A 22,902-nucleotide genomic window follows, 5' to 3' on the forward strand; every position below is an offset into this window, starting at 1 on the left:
GATGTTCGCGCGGGCCGAATATGACTGGCGTATCGCTAAGGCACGGCTTGCCATGGCGTCCGCGGATGTCGATGTGCTGCTCGTCGACAGCGGCGAACTATTGGCGTGGCTGACGGGTTATACCGTCTCGGAAACCATGTATCGCGCGGCCTTCCTGCCGCGCGACGGCAAACCTTGGTTCGTGTTAAGGGCGCTTGACGAGGCGCCGTGCCGGGAAAAGACCTGGATCGAGGATGTCGTCGGGTTTGCCGATGTCGACGATCCCTGTTCGGTCATCGCCGAACAAGTCCGCGCCCGCGGTTTCGCCAAGGCCCGTATCGGGATCGACACGCATTCCCCCTGCCACAGTGCGGCAACACATGCGAGGCTCGCAACAGAGTGTCGCGGTGCCCGAATCGTGCCGATGCCGGGGCTAAGCGACAGCCTGCGATGGGTGAAATCCGCGGCCGAGATCGCAGTGCTGCGGCAGGCCGCGGCGATTGCCGACAAGACGATGCTGGCGATTGCGCAAACGGTGCGTCCTGGGATGACAACCCGCGACGCTACAGCAACGGCGTCGGCCATGTTCTTGCAGGAAGGAGCGGACACCGGAGAGGTCGGGCCGGTGGTGAAGGCTTCCGGCAGCCATGAATTCCTGCACGGCATCTTCAAAACGGACCGCCTAGAGGAAGGTGACATCCTTCACGTCGAACTCATTCCACGCGTTGGCAACTATAGCGCCCGAATGATGCGGCCGATCGTGATCGGCAAACCCTCCCTGGCAATGCGGGAGACCGCAAACCGATTGATCGCATTGCAGGACCGGCAAATCGAGGCGATGAAGGCTGGCGCGATAGCCACCGATGTTGATGCGATCCTGCGCCTGGGAGCCTTATCGCAAGGATTGCGTCCGACATATCAGAACGTCACAGCATATACGCTCGGCCTCTATACGCGCACGGCGCGCAGCAGCGACTTTTCCCGGGTTTTGCTTCCAACGTCCAATTGGCCTCTCGAACAGGGCATGGTCTTCCATGCCTATACGACGGCCGCCGGTCTCGGGTTCAGCGAGAGCGTCCTCATCACCCGGGCCGGCGGGGAGCGGTTGACCCAGGTGCCGCGGGAAATACTTTCCGCGAATAGACTTGAGACACCGTTGCGACGAACGTCTTAAGACCAATATACGATCGTGGTGGCGCATGACTGAGGACATCCTCCGCCGCAGGCATTCGGGCAGGGAAAGGCCGGAGGTCGCGGACGACGTGCACCCGGCTCTGGCCGATATCGCCCGCGGCCTCGACGCGCTGGAGGAGGGGTTGCACTGCTTGAAGGGACCCCGGGCGAGGGCCGTCGTGCTGGTAACCGCCTCGCAGGCACCGGTGGCGAACTGGCTGATCTTTCACCTCTAGCGCTGATAGCAGGCACGCCGCCGCGCCGTCGATCCTGAGCGCGTATGGTCTTGGTCCCATCGACGCGTGAGCCATCAAGAAACTCTTTGAGAGGTCTGTTCTATGGGCGAAGCTGACAACAACTTATCGAGCGAAGGATACTTGGTCTTAATATCTCAACGTGTTGTGCGCGTTAGCTCCTTCATCACGCTGGCTGTCATGCTGGCGATTGGATCTGCGGTCGGTCCCTTGAAAATGGGCCTTATGCTTTTGGGGTGTGCAGTGTTGATCATTATACCGATCGAGTGACTTTTGCTGTGCGTCCGATCAATCGGTGGTCGAAAGACAGCGCCAGAAGGAAGCATTGAACTGAAAGCAGGTAGGAAACCCGTCCTTAGTAATACCAACAATTCTCCGGTGACCGGTACTTCATGGAAACTGCCCCCAGGGCGTACGGCGCCGAGCGTTTCGCCCGCGACAATTTTCCACCACTCAAAGTGAAACTTTTTAATTCCGAAGCGACAACCTCACAACGTCGACTTCGGACTATTTCATCCAGTCCTCTACGGCGCGGCGCAGAAACTCGAGATCGGCTTCGTTGTTTTTTGGACTGCCGGCACGATGGCCCCATATGGAAGGAATCGGCCGCAACTCGGCGTCGACGAGATGGGGAATATCGGCAGCATTATCGGCAACGGGGAAGTAAAGATCGGTTCGCCCTGGCAGGAGCAGCATGCGGGCGCGTATCGCATTGAGCGCGGACACAAGGTCGCCCCGGTACATCTCATTGTCGCTGATGTCGGACGCGATCCAGGTGCAGGCCTGGGCATATAGATCTGCGGCTGGCCTGCGGGAGAATCCCGGCTCCCAACTGTCGGTGAGGAAATCCTCCAGCGTCGCGGCATCCGTGCTGCTCAAATGCAGTCCGGCGCGGTACCAGTCCTGGCTCATCGCCCAGCCGGCATAGATGCGGGCAAAGGCACGCAGCGCCGCGCGGGGCTCTGCCGAAAAACGGCCACGGCCAAGGTGTTCCGGCGCCGCCTCGAGGGTTGCGAGCAACGACAGCAGAAATACCTTGTTGTGGGGCGCCGTCCGGGCACTGCCACACACGACGATGGCGCGCTCGACGGTTTCGGGAAAGAGCGCCGCCCAATGATAGGCCTGTTGCGCTCCCATGGAGAAACCGTAGACACAGGCTATGTGCTCGATTCCGAACACTTCCACCAGCAAACGCTTCTGGGCACGAACATTGTCGGCGGTCGTCACAAGGTCCGGATAGTCCGGCGTATTGGAGGGGCTCGACGACAACCCATTGCCGAACATGTCCGGCGTTATGATAAACCAGCGCGTAGGATCAAGAACCTTGTCGGGCGCGATCTGCCATTCCTGATCGGTGTGCTGGGCGCTGTAGCTGGTGGGAAAGACGACGACGTTGTCGCGGCCGGGCGAGAGCGTACCATAGGTCTTCCAATTCAGGCTCGCGCGGCGCAGCACTTCGCCCGACTGCAGCGCAAGGTCGCCGAGCTCGAAAAGGCCCGTTTTAGTCGCAATGGTCATGGGCTTTTCTCCTGGGATCTGCGTGCGTTGCCTTCGAGCGCCGCTCGACGCGCCCCAAACCTAAATCCGGGGTGGGTTTTGTCAACGTCATTATCGGATGGAGGCAGGCCAGCCTGCGCGGTAAAGTGGCAGCAAATCTGGTGGCGATGGCAGGTTAATTGGACAGCTTCGGCCAATATTCCTTGTTTCGTATGGCAGTAAGAACTGTTCTTGAACTTGGCTCGAAACGAATCAGCTCGGATATCATTGCCTTTTGCGAACCCATCAAGAACGTCTTTGGCAGACCGCCCCAAAATCTGAGAGGATCGCAATTCTAGGCGATCACCTGGGGCTCATCCGAACCAGGCAGCCGGCACCGCAGACGATGCTGGCAGGTTATTTTTCCATCTCGACGCGTTCTTTAATATGTACGCAAAAAGGCAGCGGCACGGGCACAAATTGATGCTTTTCGCGCGGATCGTCCTTGCCGTATCCATGTCTTGAACAGACCGAGAGGGACAAGGCCATGGCGACGCCATTTTACTGGAACGAGTTGAATACCCACGATTTCACTATCCTCTCGCCCGATACCACAATCGCCATCCTGCCGATCGCTTCGACCGAACAGCACGGGCCGCATCTGCCGATCGCGACCGATGTGACCATTGCCAACGGCATGTTGTCGGAGCTGAAACGGCAGCGCCCGGACGATCTCGACATTCTCGTCCTGCCGACCCAGGAAATCGGCAAGGCAAATGAGCATGTCTATGGTCCGGGCACGCTTTCGCTGAGTGCCGAATTGCTGATCGGGGTCTGGACGGCAATCGGCGAGAAGGTGGCCGAGGCGGGCGTCCGGAAGATGGTGATCGTCAATTCACATGGCGGCAATGTCGACATCATGAGCATCGTCGCCCGCGAACTGCGCGTACGCTACCAGATGGCCGTCGTCGGCACGCAATGGAGCCGCTTCGGCACGCCGGATGGGTTGATCAGCTCGCACGAGAACCAATATGGCATCCATGGCGGCGAAGTGGAGACATCCCTGATGCTGGCTTTTCGTCCCGAGCTGGTGCGGATGGAGAAAGCGCAGAATTTCGCCTCGAAAGCGGAGTGGATGAAACAGCAATCGCGCTTCCTGCAGCCTCTGCCGCCGCACTCACTCGCCTGGATCGCCCACGATCTCAATCCGAACGGCGTGGTTGGCGATGCCTCGGCCGGCACGGCGGAAAAGGGCGGGCTGATTTGCCGCCATCAGGTCGCCGGCTTCGTAGAGCTTCTGCAGGATCTGAAGCGCTATCCGCTCTCCAATCTCTACGTCAAATAGCCCTCGACACGAGGCCGCTCGGCGGCCGGCTGGATGTGCCCCTTGGCTTCGAGTTCCTGGACAAGGCCGAGTAATTCAGCGAGCAGATACTCCACGAAGAGGCTGGTAGCTGCATCAAGCGGCGCGCGGGCACGGGCAACGAGCTTCATAGGCTGATGGCGTGCATGCGGCTCCGCGATCGGTCGGAAGACAAGTTCGCCGCGGCGGCATTCGGTAATGACGTCGAGCGGGTTGAGTAGCGTCAGCCCGGTGCCGCATTTGACGAGCTGCTTCAGCATCTCCGAAGCATTGGTCTCAAGCACAGGCTCGACGGGAACCGGCAACCGCGAGAAGGCGAGGTTGATGACCTCACGAAGGCTGGTGCCGGGCTGGGCGAGAACCAGCTTCTCCTCGACGACATCGGCGAGATTGATCGGTCCCGGCCTGATCAGGGGATGGCCAGGCGGCAGCACGACGCCGATCGGAATGTCGAAGGTGCCAAGCGTGCGAATGCCCGGCGTCGCCGGAATGTTAAAGCCCAAGCCGATATCGACTTCGCCCGAGAGCACGGGCGCCACCGTCGTCGAGCCTGCATCGTTGCGGAGCTGGATGAAGACGCGCGGATGTTCCGACAGAAACCGTGCGATGATTTCAGGCAAGGGGCCTGAGGCAAGGCCAACCGTCGTGACGATGCGCACCTTGCCGGCCTGCTGCGTCTTCAGGCTACGGATACGGCCTTCCAGCCGCTCGTAATTTTTCAGCACCTCGCGGATGTGCTCTATGCAGAGTTCGCCGGCGGCCGTCAGCCTCAAGCCACGTGGCAGGCGCTCGAAAAGCGGTGCGCCCATCTCTTCTTCCAGCGCCAGGATCTGCCGGTTGATCGCCGAGGAGGCGACGTTGAGGCGGGATGCCGCCTTGCGGATCGAGCCCGAGCGCGCGATCTCGTTGATGTACAAAAGCCTGCGTGAGTGCAGCATGCCGTTCCCCGTTGCTCAAATCTTAGCCGGCCCGCACAAAATAGGCACAGGCCGGGCGCGAGATGCCAAAAAGGCATCACTGCGCACGAATTTTGCTGCTTTGCAAAGCGCAAGGCAACCGCTCAAATGCGGCCAAAGGGGTGCCGATGGCGGCATCCGAGAGCGCCAGAGGGAACGGCCTGCCATGTTCGATGCATTGAAGTTCAAAGCATTTCTTGCCGCAGCGGGGATGATAGCGGCCACCGCCGCTGCCCAGCCGGCCGCTGCGCTCGACAAGGTGACCTACGGCACGAACTGGCTGGCAGAGGCCGAACATGGCGGCTTTTACCAGGCTGTCGCCGATGGCACCTACAAGAAATACGGCCTCGACGTGACCATCGTGCAGGGTGGGCCGAACGCGGCCAACAGCGCGCTTCTGGTGTCCGGCAAGATCGACTTCTATATGGGCGGCCCGCAGGAAGAGCTTGCCGCCGTCGAGCAGGGCATCCCGGTCGTCGATGTCGCGGCGATCTTCCAGAAGAACCCGCAGGTGCTGATCGCCCATCCTGATGCCGGCGTCGACAAATTCGAGGATCTCGCCAAGGTGCCTACGATCTTCCTGAGCAAGGATGGCTATGTCGACTTCTTCCAATGGATGAAGGCGAACTATTCCGGCTTCAAGGACGAGCAGTACAAGCCGTACAACTTCTCCTCCGCGCCCTTCATCGCCGACAAGAATTCCGCCCAGCAGGGCTATCTGACCTCGGAGCCCTACGAGATCCAGAAGCAAACCGGCTGGGAGCCAAAGGTCTTCCTGCTCGCCGACAACGGCTATCTCGCCTATTCGACGATGATCACCGCCCAGGTCTCGACCGTCGCCAACAAGCCCGATCTCGTGCAGCGCTTCGTCAACGCCTCGATCGAGGGCTGGTACAACTATCTCTACGGCGACAACAAAGCGGCCAACGATCTGATCAAGAAGGACAATCCTGACATGACCGACGGCCAGATCGCCTATTCCATCGCCAAGATGAAGGAATACGGCATCGCCGATTCCGGCGACGCGCTCTCCAAAGGCATCGGCTGCATAACGGACGACCATTACAAGAAGTTCTTTGAGCAGATGGTGCAGATCAAGGTCTTCCAGCCGGATACCGATTACAAGAAGGCCTTTGACACGCAGTTTGTCTGCAAGGGTGTGGGGATGACCTTGAAGAAGTAAGGAGATCTCCTTCTCCTGGCTGGGGAGACGGCAAAAGCTGCACCCATCTGCTCCATTGGCGCCTGGTGCGACAGGCGAAGTGGGCGCGACATCTTCCCCGCTTCCCTCGGGGAAGGGGGCTAGGGCGAGGGGCGGCATTAGCAGCGGCCGGGACGACCGCTCCTTAAACAGCAACCGAAAAGATGCTTGATGATCTCAACCCAACCCACTGTGTCCCCAACCCCGGTCGACCTTCGCAGACGCCCCCTCGTCGTCATGGAGCAGGTGTCGAAGATGTTTTCCAGCGGCACGCTGGCATTGTCGGGAATGTCGCTGACGGTTGAAAACGGCGAGTTCATCAGTCTGCTCGGCCCATCGGGCTGCGGCAAGTCGACGGCGTTGCGCATCATCGCCGGGCTTGGTGATACCTCTAGCGGGCGCATCGACTGGCCAAGCTCACGCATCAATGCCCGTGGCCTGCCGGAAGGCGATATCAGCTTCGTCTTCCAGGAGCCGACGCTTTTGCCCTGGAAGACCGTCTTCGACAATGTTTACCTGCCACTGCGTCTGCGCCGCATCTCCAGAAGCGCGGCGAAACCGGCAATCATGGAAGCGCTTGCGACCGTTGGCCTGCAGGATTTCGCCAACGCCTATCCCCGCGAGCTTTCTGGCGGTATGAAAATGCGCGTGTCGATCGCGCGAGCGCTCGTGACCAAGCCGAAACTACTTTTGATGGACGAGCCCTTCGCGGCCCTCGATGAGATCACCCGGCAGAAGCTCAATGACGACGTACTGAAGCTGTGGAAGGAAACGGGCATCACCGTGATCTTCGTCACCCATTCCGTATTCGAATCCGCCTACCTCTCCAACCGTATCGTCGTCATGAAGGCACGTCCCGGGCGGGTGCACGCAGATTTCCCACTGGTGACCAGCCACAAACGCGACGGCCATTATCGTACCTCCGAGGAATATCGGCAGGCCTGCGAGAAGGTTTCCAATTCGCTGATCGAAGCCATGGGTGGGGAGGAGCATTGATGAGCGTGGGTAACGCCTCGGTCCTTCCCAAGGCACGCAGCCGCAATGCCGAGACGGCATTGCGCATCGCCGTCCCGATCCTGGTCATCGCCGTCCTGATTCTGATCTGGTATCTCGCCGTGATCATTTCGGGCGTACCGCCCTATATTCTGCCGGGACCAGCGGCGGTCGCCACATCGCTGTTCAAGGATTGGGGCATTCTGGCACCCGCGCTCTGGGTCACCACCAAGATCACCTTCATGGCGCTGATGCTGGCGCTGGTCGGTGGCGTGGGGTTTGCGATCTTCCTCGTCCAGTCGCGCTGGATTGAAATCGCCTTCTATCCGATCGCGGTCATCCTGCAGGTAACACCGATCGTCGCCATCTCGCCGCTGATCCTGATCTACGCGCCGTCGACGCAGGTCGCTCTATTGGTCTGCGCCTTCCTCGTCGCCTTCTTCCCGATCCTGTCGAACATGGTGCAGGGCATGAAGAGCGTCGATCACAATCTGCTCAACCTCTTCGAACTCTACGGTGCGTCACGCTGGCAGACCCTGCTTTATCTCAAGTTGCCGGCCGCCCAGCCCTATTTCATGACTGGCCTTAGGATCGGCGGTGGTCTCGCGCTGATTGCGGCGGTCGTCGCAGAGTTTGCGGCGGGTTCGGCGGGTGCCGGCTCAGGTCTCGCCTTCCGCTTGCTCGAGGCGCAGTACCGGCTGAATATACCGCGCCTGTTTGCCGCCCTGCTTCTGCTGTCGCTGCTCGGCGTCGCCATCTTTGCGCTCACCTCCTTCATCTCGTGGCTCAGCCTGCATCGCTGGCACGAGAGCAGCCTCAAGCGGGAAAACTGATGACCTATCCCTTCATGTCCCCGCCGAACGCTGCGCGCTTCGTGCTCAGCAACGCCACCATTCCGGCCATCACCCTCAGCGGCTATGCAGCACCGACAAAGGAGGGCCTGTTAAAAGCGGATATCGTCATTGCCGACGGACTGATCCGCGATATCCTGCCGCCAGGATCGGCACCGGTCGAGTTGGCGCGAGCAGACATGAAAGACGGCATGGTCTGGCCGACCTTTGTGGATATGCATACTCATCTCGACAAGGGTCATATCTGGGAGCGCCATGCCAACCCCGACGGCAGTTTTCCAGGCGCGCTGGAGGCTGTCAAAGCCGACCGCGAGACGAACTGGTCGGCGGCGGATGTTCGCGCCCGTATGGAATTCTCACTGAGATCGGCCCATGCTCACGGCACCAGCCTGATTCGCACACATCTCGACTCGTTGGCGCCCCAACACCGCATTTCGTTCGAAGTATTCAAGGAGGTCCGCGAGGACTGGAAGGATCGCGTCGCGCTGCAGGCGGCCTGCCTCTTCCCGCTCGACGCCATGGCCGACGAAGCCTATTTCGCGGATCTGGTCTCCGTCGTCCGTAATGCCGGCGGACTGCTGGGCGGACTGACGCATAAGACGCCTGCCCTTCACGGCCAGCTTGATCAGCTGATGCGCGCCGCCTCCGAGAACGGGCTCGACATCGATCTGCATGTCGACGAAACAGCCGACCGGGAGGTGCTGACGCTGAAGTCGATCGCCGAAGCGGTTCTGCGCAACCGCTTCGAAGGCAGGGTGACGGTCGGTCATTGCTGCTCGCTCGCCCAGCAGGAGCCGGAGGTCGCGATGGAGACCATCGAGCTCGTCGCCAAGGCGGGGCTCTCGGTCGTGTCGCTGCCCATGTGCAACATGTATCTGCAGGATCGGCATCCTGGCCGCACGCCTCGCTGGCGGGGCGTGACGCTGTTCCACGAGCTTGCCGCCGCCGGCGTACCGACTGCCGTCTCGTCCGACAACACGCGCGATCCCTTTTACGCCTATGGCGACCTCGACCCGGTCGAAGTCTTCCGCGAGGCGGTACGCATCCTGCATCTCGATCATCCGATCGACACTGCCGCACGCGTCATCACCACCACACCAGCTTCGATACTTGGCCGGACGGACATCGGCCGCATTGCCGCCGGCCGCCCGGCAGATCTCGTGCTCTTCAGCGCGCGGCGCTGGAGTGAATTCCTCTCCCGGCCGCAGTCCGACCGCATCGTCTTGCGCAAGGGTAAAGTCATCGATCGGAGCCTGCCGGACTATCGCGAACTCGACAGCATCTTTGGAGGCACAAATGCCTGATTATCAGCAGATCAAGAAGGAACTCGACGGTATCGCGGTTGAGGACAATCCGGCGCTGGTGCGCCAGAAGAGCCGCGATTTCTATTGGTATTCCCCTGTATTGAAGCGCCAGCTCGACAATGTCACCGCCGATCTCGTCGTCACCCCGAAGACTCTGGAGGAGGTGATAGAGACGCTGAAGGTTGCCTATGCTCACGACGTGCCCGTCACCCCGCGCGGCGCCGGCACCGGCAACTACGGTCAGGCCATGCCGCTTTCCGGTGGCATCGTGCTCAACCTTGCAGCCATGAACAAGGTGAAGGAAATCCATCCCGGCCGCGTCATCTGCGAACCCGGCATCGTCATTGCCGAACTCGACAAGCAGACCAAGGCGCATTCTGGCCAGGAGCTGCGCTTCCACCCCTCGACGGCGCAGACGGCGACGATCGGCGGTTTCATCGCCGGCGGCTCGGGCGGCGTCGGTTCGATCACCTGGGGCGGGCTCCGCGACCTCGGCAACATCCTGCGCCTGCGCGTCGTCACCATGGAGGCAGAGCCGCGCGTGCTCGACCTCACCGGCTGGGATCTGACCAAGGTCAGCCATGCCTATGGCACCAACGGCATCATCGTCGAGGTCGAGATGCCGCTCGCACCGGCCTATGACTGGGTGGACGTGCTCGTCGGCTATGACGACTTCATGGATGCCGTGCGTTTCTCCGACGGGCTCGCCAAGTGCAACGGCATTCTCGTCAAGGAGATCGCGCCCATCGCAGCACCCATCCCCTACGACTATTTTACCCGCCACAAACCCTATATCCGCGAGGGACAGTCGATCGTCGCGCTGATGATCGCGCCACATTCCATGGAGCCGTTCCTGGCCTTCACCCGGCAGCAGAAGGGCGAAATCACCTTCCGTTCAGACAAGGTCGAGAGCATGAAGGGAATCCCGCACGCTTATGAGCTCGCCTGGAACCATACAACCCTGCGTGCGCTGAAGATCGACCCTGGCGTCACCTATCTGCAGGTTCAATATCCTGGTCCTGACCATGTGGCAAAGGTCGCAAAGATGGTGGAAATCTTTGGTGATGAGGTGCCTGGCCATCTCGAGTTCATCAAATTCGACGGTCAGATCCAATGCTCGGGCCTGCCGCTCGTACGCTATACGACCGAGGAGCGGCTTGAGGAAATCATCAAGATCCATCAGGACAATGGCTGCGCGATTTTCAATCCGCACCGCTATACGCTGGAAGAAGGCGGCATGAAGCAGACGGACAAGGTCCAGCTCGCTTTCAAGAAGGAGACCGACCCCAAGGGCTTGCTCAATCCGGGCAAGATGATCGCCTGGGACAATCCGAATTTCGACTTCAGCGCCGGCAGGAACTATCTTTTCCCGGGCCTTGCTGCACTCATGGAGGCTTCATGAGGGTTCTGGTTCTCCACTCGCATCCGGTCGAGGAAAGCTACGGAGCCGCGTTGCACAGGCAGACGAATGAAAGCCTTAGACAGGCTGGTCATGAAGTGGATGACTGTAATCTCTACGCGGAGGGCTTCGATCCTGTCCTTTCGCGCCACGATCGGCTGATCTACCACGACTACCCGGACAATACCGAACTGGTGAAGCCCCATGTGGAGCGACTGCAGAGAGCCGAGGCACTCGTCATCTGCACGCCGGTCTGGAATTTCGGCTTTCCGGCCATCCTGAAAGGTTATTTCGATCGCGTTTGGCTACCGGGGGTCACGTTCGAGTTGGTAAACGGTAAGGTGAAGTCGAAGCTGCAGCATATCCGCAAGGTCGCCGCGGTACTGACCTACGGCGCCGATCCCTTCCGCGCCTTTGTCGCCGGCAATCCACCGAAGAAGATCGTCAAGCGCGTTATTCGCGCTCAGATCAAGCCGTTCGCGCCCGTGACTTTTCTCGCCCACTACGACATGAACCGTTCGACCGAAGAGACACGCAAGCGCTTTCTCGCCCGGGTCAAAAGCCAGATGGAACGCTTCTGACCCGCGACTTGATAGCTCAGAACACCTTGGCTGCGGTGACTTCCACCTCGACAAGAAACTCCGCCCGCGTGAAACCGCCGACGACGATGAGTGTCGAAACCGGCTTCGGATCGAGCGTGTAGCGATCCCTGACGGCCATATAGGCCGGGAAATCCTCGCGGCGGGTGACAAAGCCGGAAATCCGGATGACGTCGGCGAAGCTCATGTCGGCTTCGGCGAGAATCGCCTTGATTGCCTCGAAACAAAGTTCCGCCTGAGCCGTCACATCCGCCGGCACCGCATCTTCGAGATCGATGCCGAGCTGGCCCGACGTTACCAGCAAGCTGGCGCCGGGTGGCACGAGGAGGCCATGATTGTAATTGCCGAACGGACGGCGAACCGAGGGCGGATTGAAGGTCTGTTTCATCGGGCGATCTCGTTATGCATGAAGTTCTCGGAATGGCACGCTGTTGATCTTGGCCCTGATGCGGCAATTGCGATCGCTTTGCCAGGCTCTGGCATTAGAATTGAGAACATTGGATGCGAAGGCGGCCAGCGAACAAGAGGGAGGAGGCGATACATTTCAAACTGGTGAATCCCGTCTTTATTTGACCCTTCTTTCTGCCTGACGGTGACCCTGTTCCGCAGAAACAAGCTTATGAACTATTTAGTCATTTCGAATCAATCGTGGGTCATCGCGAAACGGCAATTGGGATGGATCTAGTATGGAATTCAACTCTATCGCCACGGGCGATGATTGCCCGGATGCAATTGGCAACCGGGCGCATCAAGATCTCTTGATTGCATCTGCCTCACATCGGCGGAATTACACCGTCTATGCCGACCAGAACCCTATCGGTTTCGACCATGTTGTCGCCGGTCGTCGTGCCGTTGATGATGACGCCCGCACCCGCCTTGATGTCGTCCTTGGTCGCGTTGCCGAGGGTGACGACCGGCGTTCCCGGTGGGATCGAAATCTTCTTCTCGCCGCCCTTGTAGGTGAGCGTCAGGGTCGGGCCGTTGACCGACGTGACCGCGCTCGCAACCGTCGCATTGGTCATCGAGCTTTTCGGCTTCAAATCCCAGCCGTAATCGCCCTCGCCGGTGCCCTTCATTGCGGCCGGGAAGATGAGAACTTCAAGCGCACCATTGACACCGGAGTCGGTCGGCACGGACGCAATACCGACGAAGTCGCCGGGCTTGATATCCGTGACGGAGGCTTTGACGATGCCGTTAACGGCCCATCCGGACTTCAACGCAATCGTCACGTCCTTGCCTTCGCGCGACTTGACCATCAGTGTATCGCCGCTGAGACTTTCGACGATACCGCGGACACGAGCCTTGTCGGCGGCATGCGCGGACACCGTGGCCAGAGCGCTGAGCGCCAGGGCGACTCCTGCGGTTTTCAGGTTTGATAGCGACATTCTTTTCTCCATCTTTCATTCTCCTGATGCATAGTTCCCAACTGGCCAAGGGCACAGCGTGTGTGGGGATCGCATTGGAAGGTGGGTCCTTGGGATAGGCGCCTCATCGGCGCCACCGGTCGACCTGCAATCCGTTACATCATTCGGCACCGGCCTGTATCCGTTACACAGGTCACGCGGATGTGATCGGTAGATGGGGAAAAAATCTCGCCCTGTATGTAACAAGTCACGCCGAACAGCGAATGATCGTCAGTGGATGACTAAACCGGTATCGGAACAGGTTCTGAAGGGTCTGATGCTTTTATCGCTCGACGGCGATGAAGCAGCTTACAGGCGTTTGCTCTTCATCCTAAGGGATCTGCTTTTGGGCTTTTACCGCAAGCGCCTCGGATCAAATGCCGAACGAGATGGAGAGGATCTGGTCCAGGAGGTGCTTTTGGCACTCCATAGCCGGCGGATTACCTATGATCGGGAGAAGCCGTTCACCGCATGGTTCTTCAGAATTGCGAAGTACAAGCTGATCGACCATTTGCGAGCCACGGGGAGAGGCGGCATCGAAATCGTGTTGGGAGACGATATTGCCGCCGAATTTCGCGAAGAGGCCTTGTTTGCGCATCTGGACGTCGATCGGCTTCTTGGTCAATTGCCCGCCAAACAGAGGGACCTCCTGCGGCAGGTCAAGATCGTCGGAAAAACCACTGCAGAGGCGGCGATCGAGACGGGGGAATCGGAAGCGATGGTGCGTGTCAGTATTCACCGGGGAATGCGCGCGCTAGGACGGAAACTGGGCTTTGCCAATGACGAAAATTGATGATCTCATCGAGACGCTGGTGAGCGATCTTGCCCCGATAGGCCGTCAAGCGTTGCGGCTACGGCTTGCCTGTGTCATCGTTCTGGGTATAACGGGTGCGGTTGTCGCATTGCTCACATCATTGCCCTTTCGTCCGCACCTGCATCACGTCACCGTCGCCGCCTTTTGGGTGAAGTTCCTCTATACTGCGAGCCTGATGGCAGTGACCATCGTTGCGCTCGACCGCGTTGCACGACCGGAAGGATCAATCGTCGCGCTCGTCCGGGTGTCGGTCGTGGCGTTCTCGATCATGCTGCTGCTATCCCTCGCCCAGATAGGCACGTCTCCGGTGACATCCTACCTGGGACTGATATTCGGATATTCGGCGTCATTCTGCCCATTCCTCATCCTTGCCTTCGGCCTTCCGGCCTTTGTTGCCAATATGTGGTTTCTCCGTCGCGCGGCTCCAATGGATCCCGGGATCGCTGGCTTCGTCGCAGGCGCATGCGGTGGTGCTATTGGCGGATGGGTATATTCGCTGGCCTGTATCGAGAATGGCATGCCGTTCATCGCAATCTGGTACACGCTGGGGGTCTTGCTGAGCGGACTGCTGGGAACGTTAGTCGGCAAATTGATCCTCCACTGGTAGATCACTTCAACTCCGATGTGCGTGCAAGGTGAAGACGGTTCGATTCGTTACGAGAGCCGGACAGCGGGTCGGCATCTTCTTCGAGATAGGAGATGTCTAGGCGACGCTGGGAACGTCGGAGTATTGCGGCAGTGGCCACATAACCACATATGTGGTAATGTGAGTTTTCTCAGTTTAGGAACAAGTTGGATGAGCCGATTGACGATTGATATAACGGACCAGCAACATCAAAGCCTAAAGGCACTCGCTGCTTTGCAGGGCAAGACAATCAAGCAGTATGCACTTGAGCGCCTCTTTCCCGGTGACGCTGATGGAGAACGAGCTTGGGAGGAGTTGAAGACGTTGATGAACACGCGCATCAATGACGGGCTCGCCGGAAAACTGTCGACCAAAACCGTAGGTGAGATCCTTGATGAGGAGATTGCCGAGGACCGTGCTTGACGGCCTACATTCTTACCGCAGAGGCGGAATCGGATCTGCGTTCGGTAATCCGCTACACACGTGCTCAATGGAGTGCCGCCCAGGTACGCCGCTACGTCTCAGCTTTGGAGCGAGGTATCGCAAACCTTGCCGAGGGCAAATGTCCTTTCAAGGATATGAGCGAGCTTCACCCTTCGTTACGGATGGCGAGATGCGAACATCACTTCGTCTTTTGCCTGTTTCGAAAGGTTTCGCCCGCCTTGATCGTGGCGATTTTTCATGAACGAATGGATCTTATGAAGCGTTTGGCCGGTCGTCTAGACGAATGATTTTCGCACGAAGGCGAGATCGCTTGGGCGCAAGGTCAATAAAGCATTGTTATCATGTGGTTAAAAGGGATCGCCAGTTCAAATACCTCCAGGGCTAAACCCTTTCGGATGGGCCTGACATTCCGATTCATCAGGAAAGCAGGTACCAGGCGCCGCGACCGGCACCGTGCAGGATGAGGTGCCCTTGATCCACGAGTCCCTTGGGATGATCCTTGATGGTGTGACGGCGTGCAATCGGTGATCCGGGCAGCCTCCGCGACCGTAAACGGCCCGTGCTCGCGCGCCACCTCGAGCAATGTGACGGATAACCCCGGTTAACCCTATTCGGTCTGTTTTCCAAATCAATGTCCCCCGAAATGAGGCCTGACGCGGAACTCCGCCTCGTTAACCGCTTGCAGGAAAGCGAGGCGTGCCTCCTCCGGCCGCGCGCGCCCTTTACAGGCTGCAAAACAAACTTCCAGAGCGTTTTCCATGGCCTCGCTCCCATCTAATGGCCAGTCGTCCAAGAGACAGCTTGCAGCCTCGAGCGCGCTCGTAACGCTCAAGAGGTTTCTATGGCCGCCGAGTTCGATGACCACCGGCAGTCCCCATTCCGCAGGGATGCTCGATACGCGATATTGGTTGTCCATCACGTTCAGCCTGATAAACGATTCCATCTCACTATTCTCCTTGGCGTGCTCTGATCTACGAGACGCAGGCGGTGACAGTTTCAGCGATCACGGGAACTTGATCGTCGACGTAGTGTGCGCCACTAAAGAAGCAGGTGATTTTTCAAACAGACCAATCTGCGATGTATTCAAGGATGGATGAGACCCATCGTTATTGGGCGGGGAACTCGAGCTTGCGAACGTCGTAGCCGAGTTGGCTGACTTTGCGAACCATCGTCCTCAGCTTCGCTTTTGACGGGACAGCTCGTGCATAGATCCACAGCTTGGTCATGTTGGGATCGGCGCTGATAAACCATGACTTGTCTGGAGCCTCATACAGGACCCAGTAGTTGAAATTGATGAGCCACGCGTATTGGACGTGCATTTTCGCGTTGGTTTTCCCGAAATCGACGATCCGGCCCACACCATGTACGGTCTTCAAGCGCCCCTTTGGCGTTCCAACCCGGCATCCGTCCTCGACCGTGATCTCGCCTGGCACCTTGCCGCGCTTATAGGTGGAATAGCCGGCAACGCAGCCATTCGTCAGCCACATCGGATGCCTGGCGATTTCCAACCACGTTCCGCGGTAATGGTGCTGTCCAACGGAGACGACCCTGGGCTCGGCAAGCGCACTCGTAGCCGCAAGGAGCGACGTGAGAAGAAGCACTCCAGTAGCGCCATAGTTGAAGATATTTCGCATATTCATGTACCTCGTTTTCTAAACCGTATCCTCGCGAAAACGCTACCCTTGCAGGGCCCATCGCCGGCCCTGACCGGCGAAGCGCAGCGCGATGAAGGTCGTCAGGCATGCCAAAGCAAAGCTGTTCAAGTTGAGAAGAACGCCAAGATCGTCGTTGCTCCAGACATGCAGCGGCGTACCCAGATAGATCCGTGACAGCGCAAAGGTAGCGAAGACGATGATCGCGACGCCTCGTTGCCACCATTTCTCGTCCGGATGAAACGAGACGGCCGCCAGCATGATGCAAGCGGCAAAAAACAATTGCGTTCCCGAGCCTTGTCCGAACAGCTTGGTCTCAAACAGCGTATCGAACGCGCCGATGAGGGGCAGCATGATCCGGGCCGCAGGACCCGAACGCCTGGCGACATAGGGGATCGCCAGAAAGAAGGGCGCGGCTACTAATGTGCCAAGCGAAGCCATCACCCCATTGCCGACCAGATACCAGACGTACAGCGGATAGATCGGCTTGTTGACAAAGATCACCCAGGCGATCGTCACGCTCGCCCGGGTAAGCGGATCCGGCGTATCAGATGCGGCCGACATCAGGAAATCGGCGCCATCAGATAATGCCCTATACCCCAGACTTCCCCGCCGTCGTGCCCGAACAGGCCTGCCGTCGCCAGAAAGAACAAGCGCCACCGACGCTGCCAAAGTGTGGCATCCCTGCCGTAGACCTCGGCAAAAATCGGTCTGATCCGGTCGATCTCGCTATCGAAGTTCTCAAGCCAATCGAGTGCGGTACGGCGGTAGTGCGCGCCCGACCAGCGCCATTCCTGCTCGACCTGAAAAAGATCGGCGAAGCGATGCGGTAGGTCGTGGGCCGGCATGATGCCGCCGGTGAAGAAATGATGGGCAATCCAGTCGGCAGGATCATTATGATCGAAGCGATATGACCGGTTCTTGTGCGTGAAGACATGCAGGAACAATCTGCCGTCCGGCTTCAACCAGCTTCGGACATGTTCGAGCAGTCCACGCCAGTTCGCCATGTGCTCGAACATTTCAACGGAGACGACGCGGTCGTAGCGCTCGCCGGTCGAGAAATCGTTCATATCGGCTGTCACAACCGACAGGTTCGTCAATCCGCGTGTGGTTGCAAGGTCGAGTATATATGCCCGCTGCGAGGCCGAGTTCGAGACCGAGGTGATGCGCGAATTCGGGAACTGCTGCGCCAGATAAAGGGAAAGCGACCCCCAGCCGCAGCCGAGTTCGAGAATATTCATGCCATCTTCGATGGCCATGTGCTTGACCGCTTCTGCGAGCGCATGGATCTCGGCCTGATCGAGCGTGGTCGTTTCCGTTGGATAAAGGCAGCAGGAGTATTTGCGGCGGGCGCCGAGTGTCAGCGCAAAGAATGCGGCTGGCACCTCGTAATGTTGCCGGTTTGCCTCATTCGTGTGAGTGGCGATCGGAAACCGGGACATTGCGTCCACGAAAGCCGCCTCAGTTTCCATCGGGGTCGTCGCCAATCGATGTTTGCTGCGACCGCAAAGGAAGTCTATGCCGGCGAGTGTCATGGCGTCGGTCAGCGGCACGCGCTCTGCAGTGTTGATGGCGAATGCCAGCATGTTCATGGCTACTGTCCTTGATGACGAGTTGATGATTTACGGGGTCCAGGGAAGAAGGCGTTGATGCGGCCCTGCAACGCGCGAAATTTTTCGCCGCGCGAACGCAGCATGTGTTCTTCGAGCGGCGGAAGACCGGAGACGTGAACGAGCAGCCAGTACATCATGGCCGGAGCGAGAAGCGATAACCAACTCCAGCCCGACGGGGAAATCGCCATGGCTGGCCAGCTGCACCAGAAAAGCCATTCGAAGAAATAATTGGGGTGGCGAGAATAACGCCAGAAGCCGATCTCGCAGATCTCGGTCTTTGCCTGTGGCGTTTTTCGGAAGCGGCCGAGCTGGGCGTCGGATATCGCTTCTCCAATCAAGCCTGTGATCGCAAAGAAAATCGCGACAAGGTCGATAACGCGGGGAAAATTCGCGACGCGCGTTGCGGCGAGATAGACAGCAAGCACGAGAATAAAGGCCGCCAATGCCTGGACCTGCAGCAACAGAAGAAGCCGCCAGGCGGCATCTTTCCCCCATCCTTCCATCAGTCTCGCATAGCGTGGATCCTCTCCCCTGCCTCTGGTGCGTACGCCGATGTGGCCGCCGAGCCGAAGCGCCCAGGCCGCGACGAGGATTCCGATGGCAACGCGGCGATCGGGCGTACCGCTGGCGAAAAGCACCGACAGAATTCCTCCAGACCCGACCGCGAAGGACCAGATGGTGTCGATCCATCCGCTCGCGCCCGACACGCGCTGCACGCCCCAGGCGCCAACCATGGCCACTGATAGCCACGCCGCAATGATGATGAGAAAAGGCAGGTCCATGCATCCGCTCTTGTTTGGGCATGCCTCCTGCGCGCCTCGACACCTCTACGATGGAAGCTCCGAGGTAGTTTCAAGCTTTCCAATAAAAACTTGAAAAACGACCGCTCCTTGAAACTAGTCGTCCCGCCCGCCCGTACATGCTCACGAGAAAGACAGCTTGTTGCCGTCACTAAGAGAGGTCGTGCATGGCTTATCGAGATCGCAATGCAGGCGGCCGGCGCCTGAACATCGCCGTGATCGGCAGTGGCATCTCCGGGCTTTCCGCTGCCTGGCTTTTGTCGAACCAACATGATGTGACGGTTTTTGAAGCGGCCGATCGACTGGGAGGACACAGCAACACGGTTGAATTCGAAAGCGCCGGCCGCTCGATCTCGGTCGACACAGGCTTCATTGTCTATAACGAGGTCACATATCCCAATCTCAGCGCGCTGTTTCGTGTGCTTGAGGTCCCGACATCTCCCTCGGACATGTCCTTTGCGGTCTCGCTGGATGACGGCGCCTTCGAATATTCCGGAGGCACGAGCCTCGGGCTGTTTGCGCAAAAATCCAACCTCGTCAGTCGACGCTTCTGGTCAATGATGCGCGACATCTTGCGGTTCTACCGCCAGGCGCCGGGGGATCTACCTGGCATGGGCTCCCTCTCTCTCGATGACTACCTGACACGCGGCGGCTATAGCCAGGCGTTCCGCGATGACCATCTCTACCCGATGGCGGCGGCGATCTGGTCGACGCCGGCGATACAGGTCGGCGCCTATCCCGCCGCCAATTTCATCAGGTTTTGCTGCAACCACGGTCTGCTTGAACTGTGGAATCGACCAATCTGGCGCACGGTGCGCGGCGGCAGCCGCGAATATGTGGCGCGGATGACTGCCGGGTTCTCCGATCACATACGGCTATCGACGCCTATAAAGACGATCCGTCGTGCGGCCGACCATGTCGAGATCAATGACGTGCATGACGGCCGGCATTTGTTCGACGATGTCGTCATCGCAACCCACGCGGATCAGGCGTTGCGAATGCTGGCCGATGCGAGCACCGAGGAAAGGCGTATTCTCGGAGCTTTCCGCTACTGCCGAAATGAGGCGGTGCTCCACAGCGATATGGCGCTGATGCCGAAAAGAAGGGCCGCATGGTCGAGCTGGAACTACGTTGCCGACACACGTGACCTCGGACCGGTTCATCCATCGATCACCTATTGGATGAACCGGCTGCAGCCCTTGGGCGACGCGCCGCCGACCTTCGTCACGCTCAATCCTCAACGCGCACCTCGCCCTGAAACCGTTGTTCGACGCGAGGTCTACGAGCATCCCGTCTTTGACCTTGGTACCGATCGGGCACAACAGGAACTCTGGTCGCTTCAAGGCGTAAGCAATACCTGGTTCTGCGGCGCCCATTTTGGATCTGGCTTCCATGAAGACGGCATACAAGCCGGGCTGGCCGTAGCGGAGGATCTCGGCGGAATGCGCAGGCCCTGGCAGGTGGCGCAGGAAAGCGCCCGCATTGTGCGCAAACCGGTGATCCGCAACCTCGGCATCCCCGGAGAACTCGAGATCATGGCATGACGAAGCACCTTCACTCAGGCCTCTTCCCAGGGCATGTCACGCATGTTCGCCACCGGCCGAAACACCATCGTCTGGCCTATCGCATTTTTTCTCTTCTGCTCGATCTCGACGAACTTGGTGAGCTCGACCGGCGCCTTCGCCTCTTTTCGGTCGATCGCTTCAATCTTTTCTCGTTCCATCGAAGAGATCGCGGTGATCGTTCGGGTCCAGACCTGCGCAGCCAGGTTGAGCGCTCAATGTTGGAATGCGGCCTTGAACCGGACGGCGGCCCGATACGCCTTGTCACCATGCCGCGCGTTCTCGGCTTTGCCTTCAATCCGCTCAGCATTTTCTTTTGCTACGGTCAGAACGCCGGCGTCCGAGCCATCCTCTGGGAGGTCGACAACACGTTCGGTGAACGGCACGCCTACATGATCCCGGTGGAGCACATGGATGGAGCCGAGATCGTCCAATGCTGCGACAAAGCGTTTTTCGTATCGCCTTTCATGGATATGGATCTGCATTACAAATTCCGGGTGCTTGCTCCGGCCGATACACTCTCCGTCCATATCGATACCTTCGATAGGGACGGTCTCGTTCTAACGGCCCGTCACCTCGCCAGACGGATCGCGCTGACCGACCAGGCATTGTTGCACGCCTTCCTCTCCATCCCGCTTCTTGCACTCAAGGTTGTCGCAGGCATCTATTGGGAGGCGCTGAAAATCAGGATGAAGGGGATCCGGCTGCGGACGCGCCCACGCCCACCAGAAGCGCCCGTCTCGGTTGTACCATCGTCCGCAACACCCCGCACATCTCTCGAAAGAAATGGTTAGTCGCATGAGCTCGCTTGACGAATTTTCCCGCGCCCCCCTCGATCTGTCGAAGGCTTCTGATCGGCTCGGCTGGGCTGGAAAAGTCATCGATCGTCTATTCGGTGGTATTGGCTACGGTCGGTTGCGAATTGTGCTCCCGTCCGGTCAGATGATCGAAAAGCGTGGTCGGCAGCATGGTCCCGAAGCCGCGATTGATGTCCGGAGCTGGCGGATGTTGCGTCGTGTCATCGCTGCCGGTGACATCGGCTTTGCCGAAGGCTTCATCGAGGGTGACTGGACCACCTCCGATCTGACCGCAGTCATTCGCTTTGCCGCCACGAACAGTGAGGCGCTGGCGCCCGCGATAGAGGGCGGCTTACCGATGCGACTATTGAACCGCGCCAAGCATCTTCTGAACGCCAATACGAAACGTGGCAGCCGACGCAACATCGAAGCACATTACGATCTCGGCAATGCCTTCTATAAGGAATGGCTCGATCCATCGATGCTCTATTCCTCCGCAATTTTCGATCAGACGACGCCGACACTCGAGGCAGCCCAGCGCAAGAAGCTCGAAACAATCGCAGAAAAACTCCAGCTGTCTGGCGGAGAAAGCGTGCTGGAAATTGGCTGCGGTTGGGGTGCCCTGGCGCTTCACCTTGCCGAGAAATGGGATGCGATCGTGACGGGAATCACCCTGTCACCCGCCCAGCTCGACTGGGCACGGCATGCCATCGAGGCTTCCGAGGTGTCAGGGCAGATCGATCTGGACCTTCGGGATTATCGCGACCTGCACGGGCAATTCGATCGCATCGTTTCGATCGAAATGTTCGAGGCAGTGGGTGAGGCCTATTGGCCAGGTTACTTTGAGACGCTGAAACGCTGCTTGAAGCCCGGCGGCCGAGCCGTTCTCCAGATCATCTCTATCGAAGAAAAGCGCTTTGCAACCTATCGCAGCACCACCGATTTTATTCAGAAGTACATCTTCCCGGGAGGTTTCTTGCCGTCCGATGCCGCACTTTCGGCATCCGCCGCGGCGGTTGGGCTCAGGATCACCGCAACCGAGCATTTCGGACGATCCTATGCCCGGACATTAGCAGAATGGAGGACGCGCTTTCAGGCAAATTGGCCCGCTATTGGTGCGCTTGGTTTCGACGAGCGGTTCAGGCGTCTGTGGCACTACTACTTCTGCTATTGCGAGGCCGGCTTCGAGGAGGGGACCATCAATGTCGGGCTCTACACGCTCGAGCATGATGACCAATGTGGGCAGGTAAACAGGGAGACATGGCATGAATAGATTGAGCATCTGTATGATCGCCGCCTTTACTCTTGGCATGGTGGGAACTGCCGCCGCCGCGGACATCGACGGGCAATGGGCGCGTGGCGACGGAAACGCGAAAGTCAGGATCGGCCCTTGTGGTTCGGATATCTGCGCCATCAACACCTGGATCAAGCCGGGAACGCCGAGCGAAAAGGAGGGTGACAAGCTCGTCATGTCCATCAAGCCGGCTTCGAAAGGAACTTATGCAGGGACAGCCTTCGATCCCCAGCGCGACTTGACCTATAAGCTCACAGTCACGGTCGATGGCGATCGGATGACGACGAAGGGCTGTGTGGTTGTCGGTCTGCTGTGCAAGGGCGTCGAATGGATGCGCATCAATTGACGCC

Annotated in this window: 26 protein-coding genes; 17 read left to right on the forward strand and 9 right to left on the reverse strand. The window is 58.9% G+C overall.

Annotation, left to right across the window (positions count from 1 at the left end):
• Position 1: 1 nt before the first annotated feature.
• Together EV561_RS31505 and EV561_RS37405 are read left to right on the forward strand one after the other, a co-directional pair.
• Entirely contained in the window at positions 2–1,153 is a 1,152-nt protein-coding gene (locus EV561_RS31505) for a Xaa-Pro peptidase family protein (RefSeq protein ID WP_132527853.1), read from the forward strand.
• 88 nt (positions 1,154–1,241) lie between these two features.
• On the forward strand, positions 1,242–1,388 hold the full coding sequence (locus tag EV561_RS37405) for a hypothetical protein (protein ID WP_165927988.1): 147 nt from the start codon (positions 1,242–1,244) through the stop codon (positions 1,386–1,388).
• A gap of 525 nt (positions 1,389–1,913) precedes the next feature.
• On the opposite strand, the gene EV561_RS31510 is transcribed toward EV561_RS37405, so the two are convergent.
• Positions 1,914–2,924 (reverse strand): alpha/beta fold hydrolase, encoded by a 1,011-nt coding sequence (locus EV561_RS31510; protein WP_132527854.1) that lies wholly within the window; start codon positions 2,922–2,924, stop codon positions 1,914–1,916.
• A gap of 505 nt (positions 2,925–3,429) precedes the next feature.
• On the opposite strand from EV561_RS31510, the gene EV561_RS31515 reads away from it, so the two are divergent.
• Positions 3,430–4,227, forward strand: a complete 798-nt coding sequence (locus EV561_RS31515; protein ID WP_132527855.1) for a creatininase family protein — start codon at positions 3,430–3,432, stop codon at positions 4,225–4,227.
• Here EV561_RS31515 and EV561_RS31520 read toward each other — a convergent pair.
• Positions 4,215–5,183, reverse strand: coding sequence for a LysR substrate-binding domain-containing protein (locus EV561_RS31520; protein ID WP_132527856.1), 969 nt, complete (start codon positions 5,181–5,183; stop codon positions 4,215–4,217). The genes EV561_RS31515 and EV561_RS31520 overlap by 13 nt on opposite strands.
• A 184-nt stretch (positions 5,184–5,367) precedes the next feature.
• Between EV561_RS31520 and EV561_RS31525 the strand changes: the two genes are divergently transcribed.
• The 6 genes from EV561_RS31525 (at position 5,368) to EV561_RS31550 (ending at position 11,530) form a co-directional block, all read left to right on the forward strand.
• Positions 5,368–6,384, forward strand: coding sequence for an ABC transporter substrate-binding protein (locus EV561_RS31525; protein ID WP_132527857.1), 1,017 nt, complete (start codon positions 5,368–5,370; stop codon positions 6,382–6,384).
• 189 nt (positions 6,385–6,573) lie between these two features.
• Positions 6,574–7,398, forward strand: a complete 825-nt coding sequence (locus tag EV561_RS31530) for an ABC transporter ATP-binding protein (protein WP_132527858.1) — start codon at positions 6,574–6,576, stop codon at positions 7,396–7,398.
• Positions 7,398–8,228, forward strand: a complete 831-nt coding sequence (locus EV561_RS31535) for an ABC transporter permease (RefSeq protein WP_132527859.1) — start codon at positions 7,398–7,400, stop codon at positions 8,226–8,228. The genes EV561_RS31530 and EV561_RS31535 overlap by 1 nt, the downstream gene beginning before the upstream one ends.
• A complete protein-coding gene (locus EV561_RS31540) occupies positions 8,228–9,550 on the forward strand; it encodes a cytosine deaminase (protein ID WP_132527860.1) in 1,323 nt (440 codons plus the stop codon). The genes EV561_RS31535 and EV561_RS31540 overlap by 1 nt, the downstream gene beginning before the upstream one ends.
• Entirely contained in the window at positions 9,543–10,952 is a 1,410-nt protein-coding gene (locus tag EV561_RS31545) for an FAD-binding oxidoreductase (protein ID WP_132527861.1), read from the forward strand. Before EV561_RS31540 ends, EV561_RS31545 begins: the two co-directional genes overlap by 8 nt.
• Positions 10,949–11,530 (forward strand): NAD(P)H-dependent oxidoreductase, encoded by a 582-nt coding sequence (locus EV561_RS31550; RefSeq protein WP_132527862.1) that lies wholly within the window; start codon positions 10,949–10,951, stop codon positions 11,528–11,530. The genes EV561_RS31545 and EV561_RS31550 overlap by 4 nt, the downstream gene beginning before the upstream one ends.
• A 16-nt stretch (positions 11,531–11,546) precedes the next feature.
• On the opposite strand, the gene EV561_RS31555 is transcribed toward EV561_RS31550, so the two are convergent.
• On the reverse strand, positions 11,547–11,936 hold the full coding sequence (locus EV561_RS31555; RefSeq protein WP_132527863.1) for a RidA family protein: 390 nt from the start codon (positions 11,934–11,936) through the stop codon (positions 11,547–11,549).
• A 385-nt stretch (positions 11,937–12,321) separates the two neighbouring features.
• The gene (locus tag EV561_RS31560; RefSeq protein WP_132527864.1) at positions 12,322–12,933 is read right to left on the reverse strand and encodes a hypothetical protein; all 612 of its coding nucleotides are present in this window, start codon (positions 12,931–12,933) and stop codon (positions 12,322–12,324) included.
• 256 nt (positions 12,934–13,189) lie between these two features.
• On the opposite strand from EV561_RS31560, the gene EV561_RS31565 reads away from it, so the two are divergent.
• The 4 genes from EV561_RS31565 to EV561_RS31580 all read left to right on the forward strand — a co-directional run bounded on the left by EV561_RS31565 (position 13,190) and on the right by EV561_RS31580 (position 15,121).
• A complete protein-coding gene (locus EV561_RS31565) occupies positions 13,190–13,744 on the forward strand; it encodes a sigma-70 family RNA polymerase sigma factor (protein WP_132527865.1) in 555 nt (184 codons plus the stop codon).
• Positions 13,731–14,372 carry an NrsF family protein gene (locus EV561_RS31570; protein ID WP_132527866.1) on the forward strand — a complete coding sequence of 214 codons (642 nt, stop codon included), beginning with the start codon at positions 13,731–13,733 and terminating at the stop codon, positions 14,370–14,372. Before EV561_RS31565 ends, EV561_RS31570 begins: the two co-directional genes overlap by 14 nt.
• Positions 14,373–14,561: 189 nt before the next feature.
• Positions 14,562–14,813, forward strand: a complete 252-nt coding sequence (locus tag EV561_RS31575; RefSeq protein ID WP_132527867.1) for an antitoxin — start codon at positions 14,562–14,564, stop codon at positions 14,811–14,813.
• Positions 14,810–15,121 carry a type II toxin-antitoxin system RelE/ParE family toxin gene (locus EV561_RS31580; protein WP_132527868.1) on the forward strand — a complete coding sequence of 104 codons (312 nt, stop codon included), beginning with the start codon at positions 14,810–14,812 and terminating at the stop codon, positions 15,119–15,121. The genes EV561_RS31575 and EV561_RS31580 overlap by 4 nt, the downstream gene beginning before the upstream one ends.
• Positions 15,122–15,462: 341 nt before the next feature.
• Here the strand turns inward: EV561_RS31580 and EV561_RS31590 are convergent, their stop codons facing one another.
• The 5 genes from EV561_RS31590 to EV561_RS31610 form a co-directional block, all read right to left on the reverse strand.
• Positions 15,463–15,777, reverse strand: a complete 315-nt coding sequence (locus EV561_RS31590; RefSeq protein WP_132527869.1) for a DUF982 domain-containing protein — start codon at positions 15,775–15,777, stop codon at positions 15,463–15,465.
• A 163-nt stretch (positions 15,778–15,940) separates the two neighbouring features.
• On the reverse strand, positions 15,941–16,468 hold the full coding sequence (locus tag EV561_RS31595) for a lipocalin family protein (protein ID WP_132527890.1): 528 nt from the start codon (positions 16,466–16,468) through the stop codon (positions 15,941–15,943).
• 42 nt (positions 16,469–16,510) lie between these two features.
• Complete coding sequence (locus tag EV561_RS31600) at positions 16,511–17,005, reverse strand: hypothetical protein (protein ID WP_348633765.1); 495 nt, start codon at positions 17,003–17,005, stop codon at positions 16,511–16,513.
• 44 nt (positions 17,006–17,049) lie between these two features.
• Positions 17,050–18,078: a cyclopropane-fatty-acyl-phospholipid synthase family protein gene (locus tag EV561_RS31605; protein WP_132527870.1), complete on the reverse strand. Its 1,029-nt coding sequence runs from the start codon at positions 18,076–18,078 to the stop codon at positions 17,050–17,052.
• 2 nt (positions 18,079–18,080) lie between these two features.
• Positions 18,081–18,881 carry a DUF1295 domain-containing protein gene (locus EV561_RS31610; RefSeq protein ID WP_132527871.1) on the reverse strand — a complete coding sequence of 267 codons (801 nt, stop codon included), beginning with the start codon at positions 18,879–18,881 and terminating at the stop codon, positions 18,081–18,083.
• 185 nt (positions 18,882–19,066) lie between these two features.
• On the opposite strand from EV561_RS31610, the gene EV561_RS31615 reads away from it, so the two are divergent.
• Genes EV561_RS31615 through EV561_RS31630 form a run of 4 tightly spaced genes read left to right on the forward strand, consistent with a single transcriptional unit; the run spans position 19,067 to position 22,898 of the window.
• Complete coding sequence (locus EV561_RS31615; protein WP_132527872.1) at positions 19,067–20,443, forward strand: NAD(P)/FAD-dependent oxidoreductase; 1,377 nt, start codon at positions 19,067–19,069, stop codon at positions 20,441–20,443.
• Positions 20,440–21,255, forward strand: a complete 816-nt coding sequence (locus EV561_RS31620; protein ID WP_132527873.1) for a DUF1365 family protein — start codon at positions 20,440–20,442, stop codon at positions 21,253–21,255. The genes EV561_RS31615 and EV561_RS31620 overlap by 4 nt, the downstream gene beginning before the upstream one ends.
• Before the next feature lie 4 nt (positions 21,256–21,259).
• Entirely contained in the window at positions 21,260–22,531 is a 1,272-nt protein-coding gene (locus tag EV561_RS31625; RefSeq protein ID WP_132527874.1) for a cyclopropane-fatty-acyl-phospholipid synthase family protein, read from the forward strand.
• Positions 22,532–22,544: 13 nt separating this feature from the next.
• A complete protein-coding gene (locus tag EV561_RS31630; protein ID WP_132527892.1) occupies positions 22,545–22,898 on the forward strand; it encodes a DUF2147 domain-containing protein in 354 nt (117 codons plus the stop codon).
• Positions 22,899–22,902: the final 4 nt, after the last annotated feature.

The sequence above is a fragment of the Rhizobium sp. BK376 genome, from assembly GCF_004341625.1.
Taxonomy (GTDB): domain Bacteria; phylum Pseudomonadota; class Alphaproteobacteria; order Rhizobiales; family Rhizobiaceae; genus Rhizobium.